Genomic DNA, 17,251 nt, shown 5'->3' on the forward strand with positions numbered 1-17,251 from the left:
CCGCGCCGTCAGGCGACGGCCAGCTCCGTCTCGGGATCGAAGAGGTACATCTTCTCCATCTCGATGAGCACCCGGTGCTGCTCGCCGTCCTTCGCCTTGCTGGCGGCGTCCAGCCGGGCCACCATGGCCTGGTCGCCCACGTTCAGGTAGGCGTAGACCTCGGCGCCCATGGGCTCCACCACGTCCACGTTGGCCACGAAGGAGACGTCCTCGTGCCCGTCGGGGACGATCTCGGCGTCCTCGATGTTCTCGGGCCGGATGCCGAAGACCACCTTCTTGTCCACGTAGGCCGGGAGGTTCTGGATCTCGCGGGCTTTCTCGTCGGGCACCCGCAGGCGGAAGACCTCGTTCTCCACCCAGTAGCGGCCCTGCTCGTCCTTGCGGAGCACGACCTCCACGAAGTTCATCGCCGGCGAGCCGATGAAGCCGGCCACGAAGATGTTGTTGGGCTTGTGGTAGATCTCCAGGGGTGCGCCGATCTGCTGGATCAGCCCGTCCTTCATGACCACGATGCGGTCGCCCATGGTCATGGCCTCGGTCTGGTCGTGCGTCACGTAGATGATGGTGGTCTGCAGGCGGTTGTGGAGCTTGGAGAGCTCGGCCCGCATCTGGACCCGCAGCTTGGCGTCCAGGTTGGAGAGGGGCTCGTCCATGAGGAAGACCTTGGGCTCCCGCACGATGGCCCGCCCCACCGCCACCCGCTGCCGCTGGCCGCCCGACAGCTCCTTGGGCTTCCGCTGGAGGAGGTTCTCGATGCCCAGGATGCGGGCAGCCTCCTTCACCCGCCGGTCGATGTCGGCCTTGGGGAACTTGCGAAGCTTCAGCCCGAAGGCCATGTTGTTGTAAACGTCCATGTGCGGGTAGAGGGCGTAGTTCTGGAAGACCATCGCGATGTCCCGATCCTTGGGCGGGACGTCGTTCACCAGGTTCTCCCCGATGAAGATGTTCCCCGCGGTGATCTCCTCCAGCCCCGCCACCATCCGGAGGGTGGTCGACTTGCCGCACCCGGACGGTCCCACCAGGACCACGAACTCCTTGTCCGGGATGTCGATGTTGGCGTCCTTCACCGCCTCGACGTTCCCGAAGCGCTTGGTCACATGTTCGAGAACCACCTTGGCCACGGTTGCTTCCCCTTTCCCACACCCCAACAGGTTGTACCGGCGCCACGGCGCCACGGGCACGCCCAAGCACGTCGCCACCGGGTCAAAGGCAGACTTCGTGGCGACCGGGCCGATCTCCTCCCTCGCGGGCCCATTTCGAGCCCACGCGGGATCGAAGGCGCCGCCTCGTGGCGGGAGGGCGGCACGCTACAGCCGGTCCATGGCCCACCGCAGCCCCCAGCTCACCAGGCTGAGCACCAGCGCGCCCCACACCCCCGCCCAGAAGCCGTGGACCACGAACCCGGCCGCCACCCAGGAGACCATCCAGAGCACGATCCCGTTGACGACGAAGGTGAAGATGCCCAGGGTGGCCAGGTTGAGGGGCAGGGTGAGGAGCAGCAGCAACGGCCGCACCGAGACGTTGGCCAGCCCCAGCAGGGCCGCGGCCAGGAGCGCCGCCCAGAAGCTGGAAACATCGATGCCCCGCAGGAGCGACGCTGTGATGATCAGGGCCACGGCGTGGATGAGCCACCATCCGAGCCAGTGCTTCCGGACGGATCCCCGCCCGTCCACCCGGCGCACCCCCTCCCAGGTCTCCAGGTTACTCAATCGAGATGCGAACGTGATCCTCATCCTCGTCCACCTCCACCAGGACGCCGCTGGCCCCGGCCTGAACCTGCCGGATCAGCTCGTCCACGTCCAGCTCGCGGCCGTTCACCTGGGCGAGAGCCCGCCTGGGGACGAAGTGAAGGGCCATCTTGGCCAGCTGGATGGGCACCCGTACGTCCACCTTCCGCTCGTCCTCGGACGTCACCTCGATGTGGATGAAGCGGGGCGGGCGATCCTCCTTGTCGTCGCCTGCAGGGCGCCTGGCTTCCGGGGGCGCCTCGAGGGCCTCGAGGAGGCGGTCGGCTTCCTCGGGGCTGATCTTCCCTTCCTGGACCATCTTCAGGATCTGAAGGCGGTCGTCCATGCACGCTCCTCCTTCCGGGGGATTCCCTCCGGGGCGCTCAATCCCACGACTCGCCGGCGCCGGCCCGCTCCACCCGCACGGACCCCGTCTGGCTGCGGGCCTCGACGGAGAAGGGATCGCTCCCGGCTCGAGGGCCGGCGGCCTCCAGGCGGTTCCGGCCCGGACCGTGCTCCCGCTGCCACACCTTGAGATCCGGCAGGTCGGCCTCCAGGGAGCCGTGGAGCGAGCGGAGCCGCACCAGCGCCCGGGCGGCGAGCTCCTCGTCCAGCTGCACCCGGACCTGGCCGTTGGCCGTCTCGGCCAGGACGCCCTCGCCCGGCGGCAGGCCTTCCAGCTCGCCGTCGGTGGGAAGGCCGGCAGCCTGTCCTTCGCGCAGGGCCGAGAGCCGGGCACGCACCTGGCCGTTGGAGGTGCTCAGGCGCAACCGCCGGGCCGTCCCCACGAACTCCACCCGCCCGTTGGCGGTGGCCAGCCGGCCCTGGTGGGCCACGCACCCGTCCACCCGGATCCGGCCGTTGGCGGCCCGCAGGTCGAAGCCGCCCAGCTCCACACGCTCCACGGTGGCTGCTCCGTTGGCCACCCGCACCCGCAGCCGCTCGGCCCGCAGGCCCGACAGGTCCAGGGAGGCGTTGGCCAGGGAGAACTCCAGGCGGTAGCGCCCTTGCGACGGCAGCCGCAGGGTGGCGTCCACCCGTCCCATGAAACCCCACCACCGGTCCGTCCCCCGCAGCACCAGGCGGCCCCGCTCCTGTTCCACCTTCACCGCCTGTGCGGCCCGCTCGGCCGCCCGCTCCCGGTCGGCGCCGCGCACGTGTACTTCCCACTCCACGTGGTAGCGGTCGTCAGGGCTGGGCTCCACTGTGACGCGGCCGTTGGGCAGGCGGACCTCCACCTGGAAGAGCTCGCCCGCGCCCACCTCGCCCGAGTGACTCTGGGGGAACGCATAGCTGGTCCCCAGCCAATCGTTGAGCCAGCCGCTGCCGCTCTCCATCCAGTCGTGCAGCCGCTCGCCGAGCTGGTCCACCGCCCGCATCACCTGCTCGCCCACCTTCGAGGCGTCGAAGCCGGACCTCGCCTCGTCCTCCGCCTCGTCGAACCCGACCTCGGACGCCTCTTCCCGCGCTCGCTCCTGGCGGCGGTGTTCCTCCCGCCAGGGCTCGCCCGCTGCCTGGGGGCCGGCTTCGGCCCGGGGGCCCGCTGCTGCGCCCGCATCCGCCTGCGGACCCGCTGCCGCGCCCGGCTCCCCCGGCGCTCTCTCCACATCGGGCCCGGAGCCCGCAGGCCAGGCGCCTTCCTCTTCCAGCGCCTCCAGCAGGGTGAGGCCCTCGGCAGCCGAGATCTTCCCCTCTTCGATCATCCTGAGGATCATCAGGCGCTCGTTCCGCATGGTCGTCACCGATGGCGCCGCCAGGAAGCCCCCGACTTCAGCCGCGGGGAGGACTGGCGGCTTCTCTCCTTTCGGATTGGCTGCCATACTCTGAATGGTGATCTCGTGGCCACTCCAGTCCGCACGCAAGGCGCCGGGGTCAAGCCTCCGGCTTCAGCCGCGGGGTAGCTGACTCCTTCACGCCGGGCTTGAGGCGCTTCAGCACCTCGTCCACGCTCACGCTCCCCTGGCTCAGGGCCTCCAGGATCTGGCGGCGCTCCTCGGGGCTCGGACCCGCGGGCCGGCTCTCCCGGGCCTCGGGCCGCACCGGGTGCCCCAGGGCCTCGATCACCTGGTCCAGCCGGTTGCGGACGGTGGGGTACGAGACGCCCAGGACCCGCTCCACCTCCCGGATGTTCCCGCGGGAGACCAGGAAGATCTCCACGAAGCGTTGCTGCTCCGGGTCCAGGCGGGCCAGGGGCGTGAGATCGAAGCGACCCTCCACCGCCGTGCCGCACTTGGGACACTCCAGGCGGCTCACCCGCAGGGTCGCGTGGCAAGCGGGGCAGCGACCCACCCAGCGCCGGCCGGTTCGGCCGTTCTCGGGCATCGGCACCACCTCCTGGACTCCTTATACCACACAGGTGAGTGATGTCAATAGGTCGATCAACGTTTTTCATATCGTATGTGAACAACGTTGATTCCACGCTGAAGAGGAGGGCGGAGGCGGTCTAGGTCGGCAGGGCGCCGGCCCCCGGCAGCGGCTGGATCCGGCGCAGCAGGCCGTAGAAGCGCCCTGCGTCCAGGTCCACGGGCAACCCCAGGCGGACGCGTTCGGCCACGTACCGGGAGTAGAGCCAGGCGGGATCGGGCCGCCCGTCCCGAACCACCCCTTCACCTTCCCCTGCCTGCCCGTCGTCCTCGGCCCGACGGCTGGTGGGACGGCCCGCCGCATCGCCGAGCACGCGGGCGAGGAACTGCAGGGCCCACGCCTCCGCAGACTTCTCGTTCTGCGGCTTCGCCGTGCCCGCACGCACGGCGCGCCGGCGCCGCGCCGGCTTCCGCAGCGTGAGCACCAGGTCGTAGCGGACCGCTCCGGCGGAGGTGAGCTGCTTGAAGCTCCCCTGGCGCTTGTCCAGCGCCTGGACCTCGTCCAGCTCCAAGCCGGAGGCGGCGAGCGCCTCCTGCACCGCCTGCCAGACCCGGGCGCGGGCGTGGTGGAAGACCACCGTCATGGCGCGGCCCGGCTTCAGCACCCGGTGGGCCTCGCGGAAGGCGGCCGCCAGCAAGGTCTGGTAGGTGGCAAGGTTCCGCCCCCGCACCGGATCCACCACCATCTCCAGGGCCGGGTCGGTCCGCACCCCGAGCCACGCCTCCCAGAGCAGGTTCAGCTCGGAGTACATCAGGTTGTCCCCGAAGGGCGGGTCGGTGAAGACATAGTCCACGGACGCATCGGGCAGGCCGGCCAGATCCGTGGCCGACTGGGTGCCGATGCGCAGCGCCTCCCGGGGGTCGCCGGGGGCGTGGGCGCGCAGGAAGGCGGCGGCGGCCACGCCCTTCCGCAGGTGCCGGGCCAGCGCCTTCCCCACGTGGATCTCGTACGAGAGGGAGGGCAAGTAGAGGGTGCCCGAGAGCGGCCCGCGCTGCCGGGGCCACCGGTTCATGCGGGACGCGTTCCGGGCCACGGCCGTCCAGTGGAAGGCCAGGGCCCGCGCCTCCTCGGGCGGGAAGGCGTCCAGCCCAGCCCACAGGTGGGCGAGGGCCCGCAGGTTGCGGGGCGTGTAGAACTGGTCCACCCGGGTCAGCCCGTGCGAGAGGCGGGGCTGGTTCGACGAGAGCCCCACCGGCAACGGATCGGCGGGGTACCCGTCGGGCGGCGCCGCCGCGGCCAGCCGGGCCAGGTGGACCCGATCGGCATCGGTCACGGGCAGGTGGCGCTGGGAGTGGTTCCCGGGCAAGCAGCGCTCCACGGGCTCCTGCACCGCCAGCCCAGCGGGCCCCCAGACCCGGATCAGCGCCGTCTTGGAGAGGGTGCGGCCGCACTTGGGGCAGGGGAAGCGGGTGAGCACGCGGCGGCCGCCCGCGCCCGGAGGGCACCCGACGGCCGCGTCCCAGAAGAGGAAGCTCCCGCCGCACTCGGGACACTGGAAACGGTCGCTCCACACGGTGTACTCCAGCTCCACGGCGGACTCCAGGGGGCCGCCGCCCTCCCCGGGGGTCCGGTAGAGCTCGGAGAGGTACGGCTGCGCCGCCCGCAGCCATGCCTCGCCGGCCCGCCGGAGCACCGGCGGCGGCAGGGGGCTCAGGTAGCCGTGGGCGATGAAGGTGGCCGCAGGGGAAAGGTCCACCAGCACGGCGCGCCGGCCGGTGAGGCGGGCGGCGACCCCCGTCATCCCCGACCCGCAGAAGGGGTCCAGGACCACCTCGCCCGGCCGCGTGTGGCGCTCGATCATCTCCGCGATGGGCTGGTGCGGCACCTTGGTGTGGTAGGGGTGGAGCATGTAGAGGGGGTCGTTCTTCCCCCCGGAGAGGAGGCTGGCGGCGCGACCTCTCTCGACCTCCCCGGCCGGTGTCGGGTCCCCGGCGCGCCCGCCCCGGCACACCTCGCCCAGCCACGGGTTCGGGCCGGCCGTGTAGAGGGGCGGCGCGTCCAGCCTCCACGCCCGGCGGGGACCTCCACCTGACGGGCAGCGTTCCTCATCCTGCACGGCGCGCTCCTGCCCCCCTCCAGCTCTCCCAGCACTTCCCGGCAGGCGTGCGCGGCTCCTTCCCGGTTGCCACCCTCGGGGCTGCCCGGCCGGCGGCCGGTGTCCCCCTCCCACCCATCTCCCCGCCGCGACCGTCGCGTCCTCTTCCTCCGGACGCAGGATTTGCCAGAATAGGAAGCGAAGCCTCCTGTGCTGGATGGGTGTACGGGTCGCCAGGAGGGTCCTCGATGGAGGATGCGAAGCTCGAAACGCAGCACGAGCCGCCCGACTCATCCGCTCCCGCCTCTCCGTCCCCGGACGCCGGCGCATCGGATGCCGAACCCGAGCCCGAGAGCCGCGACGGCCTCATCGAGGTACGCGACGGGAAGCTTCACCTCCAGCCGCCCCGCGGTTTGGGCGCCATCCCCACCCTGGAGGCGCGTGGCGGCGTTCAGGTGCGGCTGCGGGGACAGCCGGCGGCAGGCCGCTTCCCACTGGAGAAGATCGACGACCTGGAGGTCATCCTCCCCGACGAGGCGGCCGAGAGCCACCTGGAGGTGGAGGTCACCTCCGACCGCATGGAAGCGTACCTCACCTGGGTGGTGAAGGTGGGGCGGCGCATGCGCCTGCGGGCCCACCCGCCCGCACGCCACGTGGTCCTCGAGCCCGAGGTGGAGACAGAGGGCTCCCTTCCCCAGCTGACCCCCGAGGAGATCGTCCAGACCCTGCGCGAGCACGGCGTCCTCTACGGCCTGCTGGACGCGACCATCGCCCGCATTCCCCAGGAGCCCAACCGCCGGATCAAGGTGGCCGAAGGGGTTCCCCCGCAGGAGCCCAAGGACGGCCGCGTCCGGATCCCCGTGCTGGAGGAGGCCCAGGCGCGAGAGAAGGCCCGCGCCGCCGAGATCGAGGAAGCCCAGCGGCTCGACGTGATCCGCGAGCTGGCCGTCCCCTCGGTGATGGTGGGCGAGGTGGCCGCCTTCTGCGAGCCGCCGGAGCCCGGTACCGCCGGCCGGGACGTGACCGGGAACGAGGTTCCCGCCCGCTCGCCCAAGCCCGTCCGCCTCACAGCGGGGCCCGGTTGCCGGGTGGAGGAAGGGAGGGTGGCCTACGCGGAGCGCACGGGCCGGCCCGAGCTGCGGGGCGACACCATCCAGATCGTGCCCATGCACGAGGTCCGCGGGGACCTGACGGCCAAACGGGGCCACGTGCGCTTCGACGGCGACATCCAGGTGGGCGGCAGCGTCACCGAGTCGGTGCGCCTCGAGAGCGGCGGCCAGATCCGGGTGGTCGGGTCCGTGAGCGGCGCGTACGTGGCAGGGCTGACGGGCATCGTCATCCAGCGGGCCGCCATCAGCTCCCAGCTCGTGGCCGGCGGCTCCTTCGCCTTCGCGGCCGAGCTCCTCGGGCCACTGGAGGACGGCATCCGGGGCCTCTCGGACCTGGAAGGGATGGCCGACCAGGTGCTCCGCCGCCTCAGCCAGCAGGGCGCCGGACCCGCCTCCGGAGGCTCCGACGCCACCGAGCGGGGCCTGCTGGAGCGGCTCCTCCAGCTGAAGTTCAAGCAGCTCCCGGACCGCCTTACCCAGTTGGGCAAGAAGCTCATGGAGCACCCGGCGCTCCTGGGCGAGCAAGATCAAGTGCTGGCTCAACGGCTCGTGCGGGGGCTGGTGCCCGGGATTCGCGACGGCAGCCTGCTCCCCCTGCGCGAGCCCGTCCAGCAGCTCGAGACGCTGCGCCTGCACCTGCAGCACCATCCGGCCCGGTCCGCCTCCATCACCGTCGACTCGCTCCAGAACAGCCGCTGCATCGCGAGCGGAACCCTGGAGGTGACCGGCAAGGCGATCTACAACTCCCAGGTGTACGCCCGCATGGGCGTCAAGGGGCCGGCCGCCCAGCTCATCGGCGGGTCGCTCCGGATCCAGTCGGGACATGCGGACCTGGGCTCCGTGGGCGCCGAGGCCGGCACCGTCACCTACCTGGAGTTCGTGGAAGGCGGCGTCCTCCACACCCAGCGGATCCTGCCCAACGTGCAGGTCCGCATCGGGCAAGCCGCACGCCGGATCGAGCAGGAGATCGCGCAGCCCGTGCGGGTGAAGCTGAACACCGAGGGTGAGGTCGTGGTGGAACCGGACCGGTAGCACTCGGCCCGGCGGCACCCCCTGGCAGGTGACGTTCGAGGGGACGGCGGCTCACTCGTGCCTGCGGGGTGATTCCAGAAATGGCAGAAGGTATCTGGGAACGCTACACCGGGGCGGAGGCGGCGGAAGCCCCGTTCACCGAACGCATGCTTGCCCTGTTCCGGCAGACCCTCGATGTCCCCACCGTGGCCGTGGAGAGCGTCTCTGACGCTGGTTCCGAGAGCGAGCGTCGCCTCCTCACCGCTCCCGCGGACGAACCCGACGACGGCTGGAAGACCGTTCAGACCAGGGCGTTGCTGCCCACCCTGCAAAGGGAGCTTCGGGACATGCTCCTCTTCCTGCAGCTTCCCGCGGCCTGGGCGGCCGTGAGCCGGGCGGAGCCCCCGTTCGTCACCGTCGAACCCCCCTGCCCCCAGCCCCACGGGCCCCCACTCCCCCATCCCCACGCGGTGGAGAGGCTGCTTGGGCCTCTCTTCCGCTGGCCCGGCACGGACGAGGTCACCGAGCTGGCCCTACCCGCCCCAGGAAGGACCGGCTCTCCGGCCACCCTGTTCTGGTGGGTGGGCGGATTCGCGGCCGGCGACCCCGACCCCCACTCCCCCGGACTCCTGTACCTCCACCTGGTGGCCTCCGTTGCGGGCCCGCCGCCCGAGGACCTGCGGCAGATCTTCGCCCGGTGTCTCCAGCGTCTGGGTGAGATCATCCTGGGTTGGACCCGCGTGCGGCAGCTCCAGCACCAGGCCCACCTGGGCCAGCTCCTGAGCGTGGTGGCCCACGAGGTGCGGAACCCGCTGGCCACGGTGCGGGCCTCCCTTCAGCTCGGGCGGGCCGAGGCGTCCCCGTCCCTCCGCCCCCTCGTGGACCAGGCGATCCGGGAGGTGGACCAGACCGTCCAGTTCATGGAGCTTCTGCTCCGGGCGGCGCGGCCCCAGGCGGCCGCGCCCGAATCCCTGGACCTGGACCGCCTGGTGGAGGAGACGCTGCAGGTCTACGCCGGTGCCTGTCGCGCCCAGCAGGTAGAGACCCGCCTCCTCTGCCCCACCGACCTCCCCAGGGTGGTGGCCAGCGCCGTCCTCCTTCGCCAGGCCCTGGGAAACCTGCTGCGCAACGCCATCGAGGCCATGCCCCGGGGCGGCAAGCTCACGGTGAGCCTCCGCCGCCGGGGCTCCGAGCAGGTGGAGATCGCGGTGACGGACTCGGGTCCGGGCCTGAGCGAGGAGGCGCAGAGACGGCTGTTTGAGCCATTCTACACGTCCAAGCCCGGAGGATCCGGCCTCGGCCTCGCGGTGGTCAAGCACATCGCGCTCGCCCACGGTGGGGACGTGTCGGTCCAGAGCCGTCCCGGCGAGGGGGCCACCTTCACCCTGACCCTCCCCCTCGCCCAGGGCGGCCGGAGCCTGCGGATGGGGTGAGCACGCGGCGCTTCTCTTCCCGGGCGTTACCCTTCCAGCGCCGCCATGGCCTCCCGCGCGGCCGCCAGGGCCTCGCGCACGCCCACGGGGTGGCCGAACCGGCCCAGGCACTCGCCCAGCGCCGCCAGGAACCGATAGACGTTCTGCGGCCTGGCCGACTCACCCATGGTCCCGATGCGCCAGGCCCGCCCCTTCCACGGCCCCAGGGCGCCGCCGATCTCGATGCCGTGGACGGCCAGGAGGCGCCGGCGCACCGCGGCGTCGTCGATGCCCTCCGGGATCCAGACGGTGGTGAGGCTGGGCGTCCGCTGATCCTCGGGCACCACCAGCCGTAATTCCATGGCCTCCAGGCCCGCCCAGAGCCCCCGGGCCACCTGGCGGTGCCGCTCGAACCGGGCCTCGAGCCCCTCCTCCACCACCAGGCGCAGCGCCTGGTTCAGGGCGTAGATCATGTTGATCGGCGCGGTGTGGTGGTAGAAGCGCTCCTCGCCCCAGTAGCGGGCCACCAGCTTCAGGTCCAGGTACCAGGAGGGCGGGTCGCCCGCCCGGTCCTCCACGGCCTGCCGGGCCCGGTCGTTGCACGTGAGGGGCGCCAGGCCGGGTGGGCAGCTCAGGCACTTCTGGGTGCCGGCGTAGGCGATGTCCACGCCTCGGGCGTCGACGGCCACGGGCACGCCGCCCAGGGAGGTGACGGCGTCCGCCAGCAGCATCGCCCCGGCCCGGTGGGCAGCGTCGGCCGCCTCCTCCAGGGGTTGGAGCACGCCGGTGGAGGTCTCCGCGTGCACCAGCGCCACCAGGCGGGTGGGCCCGCCGGCCAGGGCCTTCCGGAGATCGGCCGTCTCCACGGGCCGGCCCCACTCGGTCTCCACGCCGACCACCTCGGCCCCCTGGCGGCGGGCCATCTCCGCCAGCCGCTGGCCGAAGTAGCCGTTCAGGCCCACCACCACCCGGTCGCCCGGACGGACGAAGTTGACGACCGCGGCCTCCATGCCGGCGCTACCGGTCCCCGAGAGGGGCAGGGTGAGCTGGTTTTGGGTTTGGAAGACCTGGCGAAGCAGGTCGAGGGTCTGGTCCATGATCCGCAGGAAGCGCGGGTCCAGGTGGCCGATCTCGGGGGCAGCCATCGCCCGAAGGGTGGACGGGTGGACCGACGACGGTCCGGGGCCCATGAGGAGTGTTTCGGGCAGCGCCTCCAGAAGGTTCTCCAAGGGTCATCCCTCCCCATGTATCTTCCTCTCGCGGGAGCAAGACCCTGCGTGGCACCGGGAGCCTCCAGCCCTCGGCGGCACCCCTCGGGGAGGCGCCGTTTGACCCCGGCCGCCGGACGGAGTATCCTGGCCGCGGGCGGCGGGCGCAGCGCGCCGCCGGGAGGGCTGACCCGGTGATCCTGGTCACGGGTAGTTCGGGGCTGGTCGGGCGGGCACTGGTTCGCCAGCTCATGGCCCAGGGCCTGGCGGTGCGCTCCCTGGTCCACGAGGCGCCGCTGCCCCGCCTCTCGCGCCTGCCGGGGCCGGGGCCGGAGCTGGCCCACGGGGACGTGCGGGATCCCCTAAGCCTGCGGGCGGCCTGCCGGGGTGCGCAGGCCGTCATCCACCTGGTGGCGGTGATCCGGGAGAGGAGCGGGGCAGATTACCGCACCATCAACGTGGAGGGGACGCGCAACCTCCTGGAGGCCGCGGAGGCCGAGGGCGTCAAGCATTTCGCGCTGGTGAGCGCCCTGGGCGCCACCCCCAACCCTCGCTTCGCGTACGCATCCTCCAAGTGGCAGGCGGAGGAGCTCGTGCGCACCTCCCGCCTCCAGTGGACCATCTTCCGCCCGTCGGTCCTCTTCGGCGACGGCTTCGGCTTCTTCGACCGCATGCTCCAGTCCCTGCGTATGGCGCCCCCAGGCATCGCCCTCGTTCCCGGAAAGGGCGAGACGCGCTTCCAGCCCCTGGCCGCCGCCGACCTGGCCCGGTGCATCCGCCTGAGCCTGGCGGATCCGGCCACCGCCGGGGAGACGCTGGAGCTGGGCGGGCCCCAACACCTCACCTACGCCGAGATGCTCCGCCTGCTCCTGAAGGTGACCGGGCAGAAGCGGCTCCTGATCCCCATCCCCCTGCCCCTGGTCCGGCTGGTGGCCGCCCTGAGCGGCCGCTTCACCCGCAACCCGGTGGTGACCCGCGAGGAGCTCGAGATGCTGGTCCTGCCCAACGTGACCGACGTCGACGTGATCCCCCGCCGCTTCGGCTTCACGCCCCAGACCCTGGAGGCGGGGCTGAGAGCGCTCTACGGGAAGGAAAGGGGTCGGGAGGCATGATCCGCCCGGCCCTTTCCCTCGCGAGGCCGTTTCCGTGCAGCGGCTGGCGTCGGGGATTCCTTTCGCCCTCATGTTCTTGGCTCTTCGGGCTCGCCCATTCCCTCCGGCCGCTCCTCGCGTTGCTGGTCGAGAAAGGGCCTCCACGTGCCGGGCGAAGGTGACGAAATCGTCGAGGTGTTCCCGCAGGATCCGGTGGACCTCCCGCAGGTCGACTTCCAAGTACTGGCGGACCACAATGTTACGAAAACCTGCCATGCGGGCGAAGTCACGCGCGAAGCCTCTCGGAAGCACGCCGAGATCTCCCAGCGCGAGCACGTAGTCCCGGTATTCGTCGCCTACTGTCCCTCCGTGGGCTGCCACGAGGTGGGCGGCCACGTCCAGCACCTTCTGCGCGCAGAGTTGCAGCCCATGCTCGACCGCCCAGTGCTTCTCCGTCGACGCGGCCAACGCTTCAAGCGAGAGTCCCTGGAGGCCCCGAAGCACCTGCACCGAGTCGAGCAGGTGTGTCAGGTGTTCCCGAACGACGCTGTCGTCGTGCGTGGCGTTGGTGAAGGATGACCCCTCCCTGCCCGCAGGCCCGCCGCAAGCCGTTGATGGAGCCGCCGGTGCTTGAGCTCGCGGAGCGGACGGGTGTCCACGTAGCTCTGGACCGCGCGAATGGTGAACTCCGCCAGGACCCTGGTGTTCCGGGCGAAGAGAACGTATCCGTCCCGTACGACTCGGTGCGTCATCAGGGGCGACGCTCGGTTCAGGAGAACAAGGTCCACGTCCTCCCGCTTACAGAGGTGCATCAGATCCCAGACCATCTGCGATCGATCGAAGCCGTCGACGGCGTCGCGCTCGATCAGGATCGCGAAATCCAGGTCGCTGCCCGCTCGAGCCTGACCCCGGGCCGTGGATCCGAAGAGAAAAGCCAAAGAGACCTCAGGCCGGTCCCTGAAGTACCGCTCGAGCGCGTCGAGGATCGCATCCGATAGAGGGTGCTCCGCCATGGTCACGTCGCTCACCGCCTCAGGCGTCCGCACGTCGCCACGTCCGCCTCGTATCCCTGAGGCCATTCTAGCACAGACGACGCCCGAAGAGACCCGATCCGACCACCGGCGGACGCCGCCCAACGGGATCCGTCACGCCACCCCCCGCGCCGGAAGCTCCTCCTCCAGCGTGCCCATGAACTCCCGGGCCCGCGCCTCGGGCGCCCGGCTCAGGAGGCTGACGCCCACGAAGAGCCCCAGCGAGACCAGGAGCCCCCACACGCCCGGCCAGAGACCCAGGGGCCTCCAGCCGCTGAACTGGGTGAGGAGCACCACGGCCCCGCCCCCCAGCACGGAGGCCAGGGTGCCGGGCGCCGTTCCCCGCCGCCAGTAGAAGGCGCCCACCAGCGCCGGCACCACCACCAGCAGACCCGCCGAGGAGGCGACCGAGAGGACCGCGATCAGGTCCAGCTGCAGGCGGGCGAAGAGGTAGGCCAGAACGGCGAGGATGGGGATGACCGCCTTGCCCACCGCCAGCTCCGCCGTCTCGGCCGCGCCCCGGCGCAGGGGGCGGAAGAGGTCCCGGGAGAGCATGGAGGAGAGGGTGAGGAGGATCGAGTCCACGGTGGAGATGGCCGCGGCGGCGATGCCCACCATGGCCAGGAGCGCCGCCAGCGCCGGAACCCGGCCGGACCCCAGCACCGTGGGCGTGACCAGGTCCGGGTTCGGAAGGCCCGGGAAGAGCACGAGCCCCGCGAAGCCCCAGGTGACCGAGACCAGGGTGTAGACGAAGCCGAAGGCCAGGAAGCCCAGGAGCATCCGCCGCAGGCTGACGAGGCTGCGGGGGGCGAAGAGCCGCTGGGAGACCTGCGGGTTGGAGAGGGAGAAGAAGAACCATGGGAGCGAGAGCCCCAGGAAGGTGCCGAAGGTGAAGTAGCCGTTCCCGGGCACCGTCAGCCAGGCGGGGCGCTCCACCTGCAGCCGGCCGAAGAGCTCCCCGGGGCCGCCCACGGCCTCCAGCACCTCGGACGTCACCCAGAGGGCGGTCACCATCATCACCACGGCCTGGAGCGCGTCGGTCCAGGCCACGGACCGGAGGCCGCCCATCCACGCCCAGCCCACGGCCACCATCGTGGCCAGCACCAGGCCCACCTCCACGGGGATGGCTCCCCCGCTGATGCCCCGAAGCAGGAGCCCCACGCCCGTCAGCTGGACGGCGGTGTAAGGGACCAGGAAGAGGGTCGACAGGACGGCCACCACCATCCCCAGGGCGGTGCTCTCGTAGCGGACGGCCAGGAGCTCGGCCGGCGAGACGATGTGGTACCGGCGGCCCGCCAGCCAGAAACGGGGCCCGAAGAAGGCGACCAGGGCCAGGCCCGAGAGGTAGACGAGCTCGAAGCCCAGGGCCCCCACCCCGCCCCGGTAGGTGAGGCCGGCCAGGCCCACCATCATGAAGGCGCTGTAGGTGGTGGCGCTGTAGCTCAGCGCCGAGACCGCACCACCCAGGGCGCGGTTGGCCAGGAAGTAGGCCTCCACCCCCTGGCCGACCCCCCGCCGCGCCACCAGCGCGAGGAGCGTACCCCCGAGGACGTAGATCGCGAGCGTTCCGTAGATGGTCGACGGAGACACGGATCGGCCCTCCCTCAGTCGCGCCAGCCCCGGGTCATTCGGGCGATGCTCCCGATGACCGCCAGGGCGAAGAGGCACCAGAAGAGAAAGGCTCCGTACCAGGCGGGCAGGTTCTGGAGGGCGGCGTAGGGAACCAGGTAGGCCAGCCCCACCAGGAGCCCGAGCCATCCGCCCCAGCGTCGTCCGGAGTTCATGGCACGCGCCTCCAATGGGTGTGAATCACTGTCTTGTCATCTGTCTTGTCGAGAGTATCCTATATGAGGAGGGGAGGGGTGTCAATGGGCCAGATGGGTGGACCGGGCACACGGCGCAGCCTCATCGCGGAGCGCCTGCGCGCGGCCGGCGTACCGGTCGCCGGGGCGCAGCTGGCCGAAGGGCTGGGCGTCAGCCGTCAGGTGATCGTCCAGGACGTGGCCGTGCTCCGGGCGGCCGGAGCCCCCATCCTGGCCACGCCCCGGGGCTACGTCTGGGTGGGCGAGCCGGGCGCCGACCCCCGTTTCGCCTGCCGCCGGGTGGTGGCGGTGGACCACGCCGCCGGCCAGATCGAGGTCGAGCTCAACGCGGTGGCGGACCTGGGCGGCCGGGTGGTGGACGTGGTGGTGGAGCACCCCGTCTACGGCGAGCTGCGGGGGCTGGTGATGACCGAGAGCCGGGCCGACGTCCAGGAGTTCCTGGCGCGCCTCCATCAGGGGGGCGCGGGGCCCCTCCTCACCCTCACCGGGGGGCCCCACCTGCACACGTTGGAGGCCGCCTCCCAGGAGCGCCTGGACCGGATCGTCGCCCGTCTGGAGGCGCTGGGCTTCCTGATCGAGGAACGGGGCGAGGGATCCGGGCCGGAGCACCCGTGAGGGATCGTGACATTGGGTGCAAAGCCACCTTCTGGTTGACACGGTCTCCTTCCCCGCTTAGAATTGTCGCAGAAGCACGAGGAACGCTGAATTCCGCCGACGGCGGGAGCGGGGGACCCACAGGACGTTCCCCTCGTGCGAGGGGCAGGGTGAATCCTGGAAGCCCAGGACGGGTTACTTTTTCAACCCGAACCCGGTAGCTAACCCCGTAAGCGTGGAAAGAGCGTGCGGTGCCGGCCTGCGTGCCAGCCGCTCGCTTTTTGCTTTTTTCGGGTTCCCCTCGGCCCCGGGCCCGAAGCGACGGAGGCCGTGCGGGAGAGCCGGAGCGTGCGCCGGGCACGGCGAGCAAGGGCCGGACGATCCCTGACAGGGGGCCATCGTCCATGGCTCGGACCTCTTCACCGGTCACCTCTTCCCCGCCCCGCGCGCCCGGGCGGTCCAGCACCGTCTCGGCCCCCCGGGGCATGGCCCTCCTGAGCCCCACGGGCCACCTGGGCTTCACGCCCATCGAGGAAGCGAGCTTCCAGGTGGGCGTCGCTCGAGGACCGGACGCCGTCGTGGCCGACTCAGGCTCCTGCGACATCGGCCCCCACCCCCTGGGCGCCGACGAGCAGGCGAGCCCCCGCACCTGGCAGGAACACGACCTCCGGCTCATCTTCACCGCCGCCCGCCGCCTGGGCGTGCCCATGATCATCGGCTCCTGCTCGGACACGGGCACGGACCGGGGCGTCCGCCAGTACGCGGCGTACCTCCGCCGCCTGGCCGGCGAGCTGGGCGTGCCCCGGTTCCGTATGGCCACCATCTACTCGGACGTGGACCTGGAGGCCCTTCGCCGCCGGGTGGCCGCCGGCGCCCGGGTGGAAGGCCTCGACGGCCGGCCGCCCCTCACCCTGGACGACATCGACGCCACCACCCACGCGGTGGCTGTGATGGGGGCGGAGCCCATCCGCGAGGCGCTCCGCCGGGGGGCGGACGTGATCCTGGCCGGCCGGGCCAGCGACGCCTCCCTCTTCGCCGCACCCCTTCTCGAAGCCGGACTGCCTGCCGGCGTGGCCTACTACGCCGGCAAGGTGCTGGAGTGCGCCTCCTTCTGCGCCGAGCCCTTCGCCGGCAAGGAGAGCGTGCTGGGGGTGGTGGAGCCCGAGCAGATCGTGGCCGAGCCCATGAGCGACTACCAGCGGTGCACCCCCACCTCCCTGGCCAGCCACGCCATGTACGAGCGGTTGGACCCCTTCCGGGAGGTCCTCCCCGGCGGGTACGTGGACATGACCGCCTGCCGCTACGAGGCGGTGGACGAGCGCCGCACCCGGGTGACCGGCTCCCGCTGGGTCCCGGCCGAGCGGTACACGGTGAAGCTCGAGGGCGCCGGAAGGGTGGGCGAGCGGGCGCTGATGATCATCGGCATCCGGGACCCCTACACCATCGCCCGGGTGGACGAGGCGGTGGCCTGGTCCCGCCGGAAGGTGGCCGAGCGGTTCCGGGGGCCGGGGTACCAGGTGCACTACCACATCTACGGCAAGAACGCGGTCATGGGCGAGCTCGAGCCCGTGAAGGAGATCCGGTCGCACGAGCTGGGCATCGTGGTGGAGGCGGTGGCGCCTACCCGGGATGAGGTAGCCGAGCTGGCCAACCTGGCCGGCCGCAACTTCATGTACGCCCGCCTCCCCGGGTTGCGGGGCACCGCCGGCGCCGCCGCCTTCCTGAGCGACGAGGTCCTCCCCGCTCGGGCCGCCTACCGCTGGACCATGAACCATGTCGTCGAGGTGGACGATCCCCTGGAGCTCTTCCGCCTCGAGGTCGAAGAGGTCGGTTGAGGAGCGCACGG

At 71.5% G+C, this 17,251-nt stretch carries 15 protein-coding genes, 1 pseudogene and 1 riboswitch; of the genes and pseudogenes, 5 read left to right on the forward strand and 11 right to left on the reverse strand.

The window, feature by feature from the left end; genetic code table 11:
- Positions 1-8: 8 nt before the first annotated feature.
- The 6 genes from LIP_RS13660 to LIP_RS13685 form a co-directional block, all read right to left on the reverse strand.
- Positions 9-1,121 (reverse strand): ABC transporter ATP-binding protein, encoded by a 1,113-nt coding sequence (locus tag LIP_RS13660; RefSeq protein WP_068139536.1) that lies wholly within the window; start codon positions 1,119-1,121, stop codon positions 9-11.
- Positions 1,122-1,307: 186 nt separating this feature from the next.
- Positions 1,308-1,733: a phage holin family protein gene (locus tag LIP_RS13665; protein WP_082726351.1), complete on the reverse strand. Its 426-nt coding sequence runs from the start codon at positions 1,731-1,733 to the stop codon at positions 1,308-1,310.
- Positions 1,702-2,073, reverse strand: coding sequence for an SHOCT-like domain-containing protein (locus LIP_RS13670; RefSeq protein ID WP_068139539.1), 372 nt, complete (start codon positions 2,071-2,073; stop codon positions 1,702-1,704). The genes LIP_RS13665 and LIP_RS13670 overlap by 32 nt, the downstream gene beginning before the upstream one ends.
- A 37-nt stretch (positions 2,074-2,110) precedes the next feature.
- A complete protein-coding gene (locus LIP_RS13675) occupies positions 2,111-3,460 on the reverse strand; it encodes a DUF4097 family beta strand repeat-containing protein (protein WP_231699436.1) in 1,350 nt (449 codons plus the stop codon).
- Between the two features lie 139 nt (positions 3,461-3,599).
- Positions 3,600-4,049, reverse strand: coding sequence for a DUF2089 domain-containing protein (locus tag LIP_RS13680; RefSeq protein WP_068139545.1), 450 nt, complete (start codon positions 4,047-4,049; stop codon positions 3,600-3,602).
- Positions 4,050-4,170: 121 nt separating this feature from the next.
- Positions 4,171-6,147: a DNA methyltransferase gene (locus tag LIP_RS13685; protein ID WP_068139548.1), complete on the reverse strand. Its 1,977-nt coding sequence runs from the start codon at positions 6,145-6,147 to the stop codon at positions 4,171-4,173.
- A gap of 227 nt (positions 6,148-6,374) precedes the next feature.
- Here LIP_RS13685 and LIP_RS13690 point away from each other — a divergent pair, with 227 nt between their 5' ends.
- On the forward strand, positions 6,375-8,267 hold the full coding sequence (locus tag LIP_RS13690; protein WP_068139551.1) for a FapA family protein: 1,893 nt from the start codon (positions 6,375-6,377) through the stop codon (positions 8,265-8,267).
- An 80-nt stretch (positions 8,268-8,347) separates the two neighbouring features.
- Entirely contained in the window at positions 8,348-9,679 is a 1,332-nt protein-coding gene (locus LIP_RS13695) for a sensor histidine kinase (RefSeq protein WP_068139553.1), read from the forward strand.
- Between the two features lie 26 nt (positions 9,680-9,705).
- On the opposite strand, the gene LIP_RS13700 is transcribed toward LIP_RS13695, so the two are convergent.
- Complete coding sequence (locus tag LIP_RS13700; protein ID WP_068142065.1) at positions 9,706-10,848, reverse strand: pyridoxal-phosphate-dependent aminotransferase family protein; 1,143 nt, start codon at positions 10,846-10,848, stop codon at positions 9,706-9,708.
- A 212-nt stretch (positions 10,849-11,060) separates the two neighbouring features.
- Here LIP_RS13700 and LIP_RS13705 point away from each other — a divergent pair, with 212 nt between their 5' ends.
- Positions 11,061-11,978: an SDR family oxidoreductase gene (locus LIP_RS13705; protein ID WP_068139556.1), complete on the forward strand. Its 918-nt coding sequence runs from the start codon at positions 11,061-11,063 to the stop codon at positions 11,976-11,978.
- Positions 11,979-12,134: 156 nt separating this feature from the next.
- Here LIP_RS13705 and hepT read toward each other — a convergent pair.
- The 4 genes and pseudogenes from hepT to LIP_RS13720 form a co-directional block, all read right to left on the reverse strand.
- Positions 12,135-12,467: pseudogene (hepT, locus tag LIP_RS20635) on the reverse strand (type VII toxin-antitoxin system HepT family RNase toxin); the annotation flags it as partial.
- Positions 12,468-12,484: 17 nt separating this feature from the next.
- Positions 12,485-13,003, reverse strand: a complete 519-nt coding sequence (gene mntA / locus LIP_RS19710) for a type VII toxin-antitoxin system MntA family adenylyltransferase antitoxin (protein ID WP_068139561.1) — start codon at positions 13,001-13,003, stop codon at positions 12,485-12,487.
- A gap of 99 nt (positions 13,004-13,102) precedes the next feature.
- Positions 13,103-14,578 carry a sodium:solute symporter family protein gene (locus tag LIP_RS13715; RefSeq protein ID WP_068139564.1) on the reverse strand — a complete coding sequence of 492 codons (1,476 nt, stop codon included), beginning with the start codon at positions 14,576-14,578 and terminating at the stop codon, positions 13,103-13,105.
- Between the two features lie 14 nt (positions 14,579-14,592).
- Complete coding sequence (locus tag LIP_RS13720) at positions 14,593-14,772, reverse strand: hypothetical protein (RefSeq protein WP_068139568.1); 180 nt, start codon at positions 14,770-14,772, stop codon at positions 14,593-14,595.
- Positions 14,773-14,856: 84 nt separating this feature from the next.
- Here LIP_RS13720 and LIP_RS13725 point away from each other — a divergent pair, with 84 nt between their 5' ends.
- Together LIP_RS13725 and LIP_RS13730 are read left to right on the forward strand one after the other, a co-directional pair.
- The gene (locus LIP_RS13725) at positions 14,857-15,426 is read left to right on the forward strand and encodes a transcription repressor NadR (RefSeq protein WP_231699437.1); all 570 of its coding nucleotides are present in this window, start codon (positions 14,857-14,859) and stop codon (positions 15,424-15,426) included.
- Positions 15,427-15,500: 74 nt separating this feature from the next.
- A riboswitch (cyclic di-AMP (ydaO/yuaA leader) is annotated at positions 15,501-15,657 on the forward strand.
- Positions 15,658-15,809: 152 nt separating this feature from the next.
- Positions 15,810-17,240 (forward strand): acyclic terpene utilization AtuA family protein, encoded by a 1,431-nt coding sequence (locus tag LIP_RS13730; RefSeq protein ID WP_082726353.1) that lies wholly within the window; start codon positions 15,810-15,812, stop codon positions 17,238-17,240.
- Positions 17,241-17,251 lie beyond the last annotated feature (11 nt).

The sequence above is a fragment of the Limnochorda pilosa genome (genome assembly GCF_001544015.1).
GTDB classification, from domain to species: Bacteria; Bacillota; Limnochordia; order Limnochordales; family Limnochordaceae; genus Limnochorda; species Limnochorda pilosa.

Coding starts and splice junctions, on each gene's coding strand:
- LIP_RS13665 (WP_082726351.1), bottom strand. CDS start 1,733: ATGAGGATCACGTTCGCATCTCGATTGAGTAACCTGGAGACCTGGGAG.
- LIP_RS13670 (WP_068139539.1), bottom strand. CDS start 2,073: ATGGACGACCGCCTTCAGATCCTGAAGATGGTCCAGGAAGGGAAGATC.
- LIP_RS13675 (WP_231699436.1), bottom strand. CDS start 3,460: ATGCGGAACGAGCGCCTGATGATCCTCAGGATGATCGAAGAGGGGAAG.
- LIP_RS13680 (WP_068139545.1), bottom strand. CDS start 4,049: ATGCCCGAGAACGGCCGAACCGGCCGGCGCTGGGTGGGTCGCTGCCCC.
- LIP_RS13690 (WP_068139551.1), top strand. CDS start 6,375: ATGGAGGATGCGAAGCTCGAAACGCAGCACGAGCCGCCCGACTCATCC.
- LIP_RS13695 (WP_068139553.1), top strand. CDS start 8,348: ATGGCAGAAGGTATCTGGGAACGCTACACCGGGGCGGAGGCGGCGGAA.
- LIP_RS13700 (WP_068142065.1), bottom strand. CDS start 10,848: ATGGGCCCCGGACCGTCGTCGGTCCACCCGTCCACCCTTCGGGCGATG.
- LIP_RS13720 (WP_068139568.1), bottom strand. CDS start 14,772: ATGAACTCCGGACGACGCTGGGGCGGATGGCTCGGGCTCCTGGTGGGG.
- LIP_RS13725 (WP_231699437.1), top strand. CDS start 14,857: ATGGGCCAGATGGGTGGACCGGGCACACGGCGCAGCCTCATCGCGGAG.
- LIP_RS13730 (WP_082726353.1), top strand. CDS start 15,810: ATGGCTCGGACCTCTTCACCGGTCACCTCTTCCCCGCCCCGCGCGCCC.